Origin of the sequence: uncultured Methanobrevibacter sp. (genome assembly GCF_937906425.1) — an archaeon.
GTDB lineage: Archaea > Methanobacteriota > Methanobacteria > Methanobacteriales > Methanobacteriaceae > Methanobrevibacter.
Window position 1 is genome coordinate 1 of the sequence record NZ_CALCYR010000254.1, and the last position, 8,848, is coordinate 8,848.

Consider the following 8,848-nt stretch of genomic DNA (forward strand, 5'->3'; position numbering starts at 1 on the left):
ACGAGATCTGATCGTGACTGGAGTTCAGACGTGTGCTCTTCCGATCTATTCCATAATTGCTGATTTGGCTTTATATCATCACAATCCTAAAAATTCAGAAAATACCGAATTGGCCCAGATAATTCAGAATGCTGACTGGCACTCTTCCGGAGAGAGATGCAAGGGCATTGAATTGGATCCTAAAAAAACTCCATTAATGTCCATATTCTCTGAAGTTTTAATAAAGGATAACAAGGAATGTGGTGAGAAATATGTCCCACTTAGGAAACTTGACTTGAACGCGTGGGAAAATTTAATTCCTGATGAAAAATCAAATATTCTGGATCAAAATGCTCGAAACTCATTTCAAAGCAAATATAAAAAATTATGGGCAGATTTTAATGATGAAATTAAGGATTTAACCAATATTTTTGATTTCAATACTGTTTTGGCATTGTTATACAAGTATACCTTTACCCTGCCCTCTGCTTCATGGGGTTCAATACCAGACATATCACTTTATGACCACTCAAAAACCACGGCTGCATTGGCGGTTTGTAGATATTTATACGAAAAAGAGGGGAAAAAATTGAATACCTCTAAGCCGTCTTGCGATAATCAAAATGTTTATTTGACTGTTTCAGGAGATATATCTGGAATCCAGAATTTCATATTCAGAATCTCTTCACCTGCAAGAGCCCAAAGCGGAATGAGCAGGCGTTTGAGAGGAAGATCATTATATCTGACACTTCTGACTGATGCAATATCAAGCCGTATAGTTGAAGATCTGGAATTGACAAAAGCGAATATACTGTTCTGTGGTGGTGGCAGATTCACAATAATCGCACCGAATACAGATAAGGCAAAAAATTCATTGGATGAAATAAAGGATAAGATAAATGAATATTTTATTAGCCAGTTTAATGCTGAACTGTATCTTGCTTTGGATTATCAGGAATGCTCAGCAAATGACCTTGCAAAATTTGGAGAGCTTACTGAAAAACTGTCATTCAAATTGGCGGAAGATAAGAAACATAAGTTCATCAATAATCTGAATGGGCTTTTTGACATCAAGGAACCAAGGTCTAATGACACATGTTCTGTCTGTGGTAATGAATACATGAAAGACTCTGATGAAGAGTTCAGATGTGATTCCTGTAAAGATCATGAAGACTTGGGAAAGGATGTTTCCAATGCAAAATACATGATAAAATGCATGTTGTGTGAAAAGTCAGATTATAAGGGTTTTTCCTTTAAAGATGATGTTTTGAATGTGGCATATATTTTTGCACGCAGCAAGGAAAATGCGATTAGGCATATTAAAAATACTAAAGATTTTGTTGACAGATTTGAAATTGTCAAGTTGAATGATGCTGATTTCCTGGACATTGAAAATGCAATAAGCAAGGATTCAGATTTTGAATTGGATGATTTCGATAAATTTTCATTCAGTTTCAGCTTTGTTGGAAATGTCGTTCCCCAGTATCCTAATAATCCCCCATTATACTTTGAACATCTCTCACAAATCAGCAAGGGTGCTGACAAGCTGGGTGTTTTAAAGATGGATGTTGATGATTTGGGTTTGATTTTTTCAGAAGGTTTTAATCATATAAAATGCATTAAATCAGATTCTAACAAGGAATCAAACATGGGGGCCAGCATCTCACGTGTATCAACTTTAAGTTCCCAGCTTGATTTGTTCTTCTCAGGCATTATAAATAAGATTTCCGAGGAATTTGCAGTTTACAGCGATGTGGATGTTTTAAATTTATCTGATGAGGAGAAGAGTAGAAGATTCAAAAAAATCGATCTTAAGCTTCAAAACGATGAAAATCCAGAAGAAGCGAAAACATTAACTGTTTATAAGCTTGAATATGGCCAATCCTTAAGCTCAAAGGAAAAACAATTGCTAAAGGAATCTGGAAAATCAATACCTGCAATACATATTAATTATTCCGGAGGGGATGATTTATTGGTTTTAGGTCCTTATGATGATATTATTCGGTTTGCAAAAAGATTACGAGAGGCCTTTAAAGCTTGGACCTGTCAGAATGATTCAATTAATTTGTCTGGTGGAATAAACATTGTGTCTTTTAAATTTCCTATTGGAAAGGCAGTCGACATGGCTGAAGTTTATCTAGAATCTTCAAAAAATTCAGGCAAAGACAAGATAACTTTATTTAATGAATCTATTAACTGGGAAGGTGGAGATAAATCTAAATTTAAAAGTTTTAAAGAATTATTTGAATTTGCAAAGCAACTGGAGGAACATGTTGAAAATAATGATTTGTCCATGGGAATTATTTATTCCATGCTGTATTTATGGAAGGATAATTTTGAAGAGTACTCTGGAATTTGCTCAAGCGAGACAAAATGGGAGGACAATAATCGGATTAAATGCACCAATCATAAATTCGTACCGAAATTTGCATATAAATTAAGATTATTGAACTCAAATTCAAAAGTTTATGATGATTTGATGAAAGATGGAATTAAAAACATGCCTTGGATTAATGTTCCTGTTTCATGGCTTAGTTTAAGGATGAGGTGAAATAATGGCTTTAAGAGAAATTCAAGATAAAATTAAGAGATTGCCAAGTTTGAAATATTATGATATTGAGGAATTTGTCAAATTCGATGGAGATGCAGACAAGCTTACTAAAGAATTAGGTGATAAGGATATTAAAACTTCACAGCTGAGGAAATTTTTTGCAGCTATCAAGGAAATTGAGTTATATACTAAGGAAAAAGGACAATGGGATGAAACAACTAAAGTAAAATTCTATTTGCTAATGCCTAAGCTGGCTTATGCAAATGGAAGAGATGTTATTAGTGATAGATTTTTTAACTTTATGAAAGTTGTTATGGGTAAGGTAGGTTCTGGAAAGGAAGAGGACACTCTTGAAGATTTTTACAGGCTTGTTCAATTTTTAGAATCAATAATCGCTTTTTATAAGGTAAATAATCCGAATTCTAAATAAGGGTGTTTTTTATGGATATTGAATTTAAAGGAAATGTTATATTAAGAGGAAAAATAGTTTGTGATACTGGTTTGCATATTGGAGAAGCTAATGAATCTTTAGAGATTGGTGGAATTGATAATATGATTATGAGAGACAAGGAATCAAATCTGCCATACATTCCAGGTTCCTCCTTAAAAGGGAAACTTAGAAGTTTATTGGAATTATTTAATGGGGATTCTGTAGATAATATCCTTAAAAAAGGCAATCCTAGGAATGGTTTTGGCCCATGCAACTGTGGAAAATGTGATGTTTGTAAAATATTTGGATTCACTAATGACAAAGATGGCGTTTATGTCGGTCCTACAAGGCTTATTGTCAGGGATTCCTTCCCTGATGAGGAAACTAAGGAATTCTGGGAAAATGCAGAGGATGTTTCACGAGGTGCCGAGTTAAAAACTGAAAACGTCATCGACAGGGTAAAAGGTACCGCTTACAATCCAAGGCCTTCTGAAAGAGTGCCAAAAGGTTCTAAATTTAATTTTGAATTTGTATTCTCCGTTTACAATGATGAAGATAAACAGAACTTTAAAAACATTTTCACTGCTATGGAATTGCTTGAAGATAACTATCTGGGTGGAAGTGGTTCAAGAGGATATGGTAAAGTTCACTTTGAGGATATATATTACATTGTTAGAGATAAGTCATTTTACACTGAATCTAAAGAAGATGCAGAACCTACAACTTTTGGAAGATTATCTGAAATTCCGGATGGCTTGAACTTAGAATTATAAACTTATCTTTTAAGTTTATTGGTGGTAAAAATGAAAATAGTTTATTTGAAACCAAAATCCACTTTCCCTTTTTTATCATCCGATAGTTTATTTGGTGCAATAACATATGCATTGTCTGAATTGTATCCTGATAAGTTAGATGGCTTTTTAAAAAGGTTTGAAGATAAAAATAATCTTCCTTTTATAATTTCATCAGCATTTCCCTTTTTAAAATCAGGGGATGAATACTGCAGATTTTATCCAAAGCCACTATCAAAATTCCAATCAAAGGACATGATTTGCTATAAAAAATTTAAAAAGATAAAATTCATTGAAGAAAGCATTTTTATGGATTTGGTTTCAGGAAATATTGACAACAGGCAGCTGTTTGATTCATTTGTTAAAAAGGAATTTCTTATTAATGAAAATAACAAATCATTTTTATTTAAAAAAGAAAGCAATGATTTGCTGAAGGATAATTTCTTTTCAACTGAAATCGCTCCTCATAATGTCATTGACAGAATCAATTACAATTCCATGAATATCTTTTATTCAAGCAACTATCGTTTTAAAGAGAATAAAGGCTTGTTCTTTTTAGTTGATTTCCTTGACGATTCCTTTGAAGAAATCTTCTTATCTGCATTAAAATACTTAAGGGACCGAGGTTTTGGAAAAGACATTTCCACTGGAAACGGTCAGTTCGATTTTGAAATTGATGATTTTGATGTTTTTGATGAAATAAACTCCTCAGAGAAAGGACAGTACTTCCTTTCACTATCCAGATTTATTCCAGACTCTGATGACATAAACCGTATTAGCAAAGCTTCTCTCAGCAGTGTTCTTTATGAACTGGGTGACAAGCAGTCAAGAGACTCTTTCGGATTAAGGAAAAAAACAAGATTCTTTAAGGAAGGATCCATATTTCCATTTTATTCCAAATATTGTGGATCTTTAGTCGAGACAAGTGACAAGTCTGTGGAATATGGCTATTCATTTAATATAAGATATAATCAGGAGGAATTATGATGAATCAAAAAATAGGTTTGGAAGTAATATCTCCAGTATATATTGGAAAAGGCAGTGATTATTCCAGGGCTGAATTCGGGCTTGCTTCATTCAGTGGAATAAATAAAATTGTGCGCTATAATTTGGACGAAGTTGCCCAGTTGATTTTAAAAAATGAAGAAGATTTATTTGATGAATTCATAAATGTCATTTCAGATACTGAAAATTTTAAAAACAGGCATGCAGATAAGAGTAAAGTCGGATATTATGGTTTGCAAAAATTTCTCATCGATAAAATAAAGCCTAAGAATCCTGATTTATACAAGAAGATACGAAATTCATATTCTTACAAATGCACTATAAAATACGGTAAAAATATCAAATATGCTAATGATATAGGGATTATTAAAGAGCATTTAAAGACCAATGGGGGTTTATATATTCCAGGTTCTTCCATTAAAGGGGCTATAAGAAATGCATTTCTTTATTCCAGATTAAATTTGAATTGTGGAAACAATCAAATTAGAAGGGCTATAGAGAGTATGGATAAAAATTTAAAAAATTCCATGAAATTCTTCCATTTCACAGATACTTTAAACACTATAGATGAACCTTCTATTTATGGAGTTGAATCAATTGGAACTAGACGGAATACTCTTTCATTTCTAGAGACTATTGATGAAGGAAATCAATTTGAATTTGAGTATTATAACTCTTTCAATATGAAAATTCATAACAGAAGAGACTTAAATGATTTTCCTTCAGATATTGATTCCATTTTCAAGCAAATCCACGATTTCTCGCATGACTTGATTAAAGAGGAATTGCGTTTTATCAAAAAAACTGTTCCAAATTCTAATTATTATGATTTTGATAATGGCAGTTTAAAAAATTTCTATAATGAATTATATAAAAAAAATACGGTAAAAACTCCTTTATTGAGACTTGGTCATGGTTCAGGTGCATTGACAGTCAGCCAATTATTGAAAATTAAAAACTCTAGAAGAAATCAAAACCAATTTACTGAGTTTAGAAGTAGGAATGGTATTGGTAAAATGAAGAAGAAAACAGGTAAAAATAAAAAGAAAGAAGCCGTTAATTATGATTTTCCTAAAACTAGAAAATTAATTGTGGATACATATAAACCTTTAGGATGGGTTCAATTAAGTAAAAAATAATTTTAAATAAAGTTTAAGGTTTTATTTTTTATATTCCAAAAAAGAAATTTATTTATAGATTAGAATTTTCTAATCTATTTTTTTTCTGATTTTATTTTGTACTGCAGAGGTTTTTTAATGGATAATGAAAAAATAGCATTGTTGTTAACTGTTGGAAATGTTGCAGGTCTGCCGAAGGCAATTTCAGATACAAAAGCAGATTTGGTCTATTTCATACATACAAAAAAATCGCTAAAAACAATTGAAGATGTAATCACAGAATTAAATCAAACGGTCATTAAAAAAAATGACCAAGACTTAAAGGAATACATGCTTTCATTCAAGGAGAATGAAACCTACTTTAAAATCAAACTTAACAGTGATGTGGATCTCAATGAATCCTTCATAGAATCAAGGCATGTTATTCGCCGTCTCAAAAGAGAGGGATATGATGTTCGTGTTGATTTTACTGGAGGAACCAAGGTAATGGGTGTTGGATTGTATCTCGCTGCCATGAGCGAGCACTGCAAATATTTCTATGTCAAGGGAAAACGGCAGGACGATATCGGCAATGTCATAAGCGGATTTGAAGAAATCCAACAATTGGAAGACCCATATGAGACATTTGCGGTAAGGGAGTTCAACAGAGGTATCCAATTCTTCAACAGCTATCAGTTTGACGCATCCTTAATCAATTTCAAGGCAGCACATGATGTATTGGAGGATGACGATTTAAAGGAAAGAGCTTCCTTATTTATGGATATTGTAAAATTGTACAATTCCTGGGACAAGTTCAACAACAACCTTATTGAAGATTCTGAAATCACTAAAATAAAATTAAACAAATTCCTGAAGGAAGACATCATCGAAGTCATTGACAGGAGTGAGAACCTGACAAGTTATTTCAATGAGCGAAATCCTGAATTTTATAAGCAATTGAAGAGAAATCTCAAATTCCTTGATAAAAAGATTTCAAACAAGCAGTCTGAAAACTTCAAGGACATCAAGGTTTATCTTCCAGACCTTTTGAATAATGCAAAAAGGCGTATTGATGAGGGAAAATACGATGATGCCGTTGCAAGATTGTACCGTGCCAGCGAGCTTGTCGCTCAACTAAAACTTGTTGAATATGATTTCATCAATTACTGGGAACTTGAAAAAAACTTGTCTTTTTATGTGGATAAGAATAAGATTAATGCAGGAGTCAATTCCAAAACAAGAAGAAATCTTAATAATTGGAAATACTATGACAAAAAGGGAACAGTTGATACTTTTGCATTGAAGAAAACTTATGAATTGTTGTCCCGATTGAATAAGGATGATGCAGAAGCATTGTCTCAAAATTTCTTCGATAATATCAAGGATGATATCAATGAAAGGAATACCTCCATTCTGGCTCATGGATTGAAGCCTATTGACAAGGCTTTGGCTGATGATTTATATGATTTGGTATTAGATCATTCCTTGAAATTGTATTCCAATGTGGAAAAATACCAGAGATTTGCGGAATTTCCAAAATTTAATTTAAGTGATTAATATTTCGAATTTTCTGGGAGCTTCTAAGTTAATTTAATGATTGATTTCAATAATTTTAGATTTATATGTTTTTAGATGTTTATTATTAAAAGAGTGAAAATATGGCAAGAAAGAAAATTGGTTTATTCATGACAGTAGGAACAGGCTTTGGTGAAGATGGGCCTCGAAAGTTAGCAAATGGCCTGTTTGCATCAATACAAAAAGCCCATCCGGATTTCATAGTATTTTTTGTCTCAGAAAATTCTCTTGAGACTATTGATTTTATAAAGAAATTGGCTATTGAAGATTCATATGATGAATTCATTGAAGGGGAGGATTACAAACTTGTCTCTTTGAAAAATATCGATGGATTGAGTCTTTGCTTTAAACAAATGGAGAGCGAAATTCTGGAATATGAAAATGACTACCGGATACTTGTTGATTACACCTCCGGAACCAAAACCATGGCAGTGGCCATGGCGGTTTCAGCTGCCTTCTATAATAAGGAAATATTTTCTGTTAGCGGAAACAGAAAGGGAGGAATTGTTACATCTGGCACTGAAACCATTAAATCACAAAATCTGTACTTTATTTATGATAGGATGCGGATAAATAAGCTGAAGGAGTATTTCAATAACAACCGCTTTGACATAGGCCTTCAATCAATTGAGGAAATAATTGATCCTGAATTTGAAAAGGATAAAGTGTCTTCTTTGTTTAAGGCATATTCATATTGGGATAATGTCAATTTTGAAGAATCATACAATATCATGAAAGATTTGGATGCTTCATATATCTTCTTCAAACCACTTGCAAAACAAATCAAAATCAATAAAATTGCTCTGGGGAATATATTAAGGTCTAATTCAAAAAATTTGAAATTATGCTATATTTTGGCAAGCCTTTTGAATAATGCAAAAAGAAGGTATGAAGAGCATAAGTATGATGATGCCATTGCCAGGCTGTATCGTTCCCTGGAATTAATCGGCCAAATCAGTCTCGAAAAGTATGGATTGGACAGTTCCGACATTGATGTTGGCATATTGGAGGAAAAAGGAGTTTCCAAAGAGTTTATTGGCGAACTTGAAAAGATGAGAACTGATGGAAAAATAAAAATAGGATTAATCAAGGACCTTAATCTTTTATATGAAATGGGAAATGGCATCGGCAGATACTATAAGGAAAATGAAAACAGAATCAATAATCTCACCAAAAAGAGAAACGATTCCATTCTGGCCCATGGACTTGAGTCCCAATCTAAGGAGGATTATGAGCAATTTGAGAAGATTGTGATTGATTTGGCTTTAAAAATGGACAGGGACATGAAAAAATTCCTTAAGGAAACCAGTTTTCCAAAATTTTAGATTAGGTTAGGTTAGGTTAGATTAGATTAGTTTAATGAAAATTCAGTTTACTATTGATAAAAAGGAGCATTTAAATGAAAATAAACACATCATAC

General features: G+C 32.7%; 6 protein-coding genes. All 6 read left to right on the forward strand.

From position 1 onward, the window contains the following. Positions 1-2,534 precede the first annotated feature (2,534 nt). Entirely contained in the window at positions 2,535-2,960 is a 426-nt protein-coding gene (csm2, locus tag Q0138_RS07480) for a type III-A CRISPR-associated protein Csm2 (RefSeq protein WP_297982836.1), read from the forward strand. A gap of 11 nt (positions 2,961-2,971) precedes the next feature. Then, a complete protein-coding gene (gene csm3 / locus Q0138_RS07485) occupies positions 2,972-3,733 on the forward strand; it encodes a type III-A CRISPR-associated RAMP protein Csm3 (RefSeq protein WP_297982839.1) in 762 nt (253 codons plus the stop codon). Between the two features lie 30 nt (positions 3,734-3,763). Further along, positions 3,764-4,738, forward strand: coding sequence for a type III-A CRISPR-associated RAMP protein Csm4 (csm4, locus tag Q0138_RS07490; protein ID WP_297982842.1), 975 nt, complete (start codon positions 3,764-3,766; stop codon positions 4,736-4,738). Continuing rightward, positions 4,735-5,895 (forward strand): type III-A CRISPR-associated RAMP protein Csm5, encoded by a 1,161-nt coding sequence (csm5, locus tag Q0138_RS07495; RefSeq protein WP_297982845.1) that lies wholly within the window; start codon positions 4,735-4,737, stop codon positions 5,893-5,895. Before csm4 ends, csm5 begins: the two co-directional genes overlap by 4 nt. 117 nt (positions 5,896-6,012) lie before the next feature. Continuing rightward, the gene (locus tag Q0138_RS07500) at positions 6,013-7,410 is read left to right on the forward strand and encodes a TIGR02710 family CRISPR-associated CARF protein (protein WP_297982848.1); all 1,398 of its coding nucleotides are present in this window, start codon (positions 6,013-6,015) and stop codon (positions 7,408-7,410) included. A gap of 101 nt (positions 7,411-7,511) precedes the next feature. Then, on the forward strand, positions 7,512-8,753 hold the full coding sequence (locus Q0138_RS07505) for a TIGR02710 family CRISPR-associated CARF protein (RefSeq protein WP_297982857.1): 1,242 nt from the start codon (positions 7,512-7,514) through the stop codon (positions 8,751-8,753). Positions 8,754-8,848 lie beyond the last annotated feature (95 nt).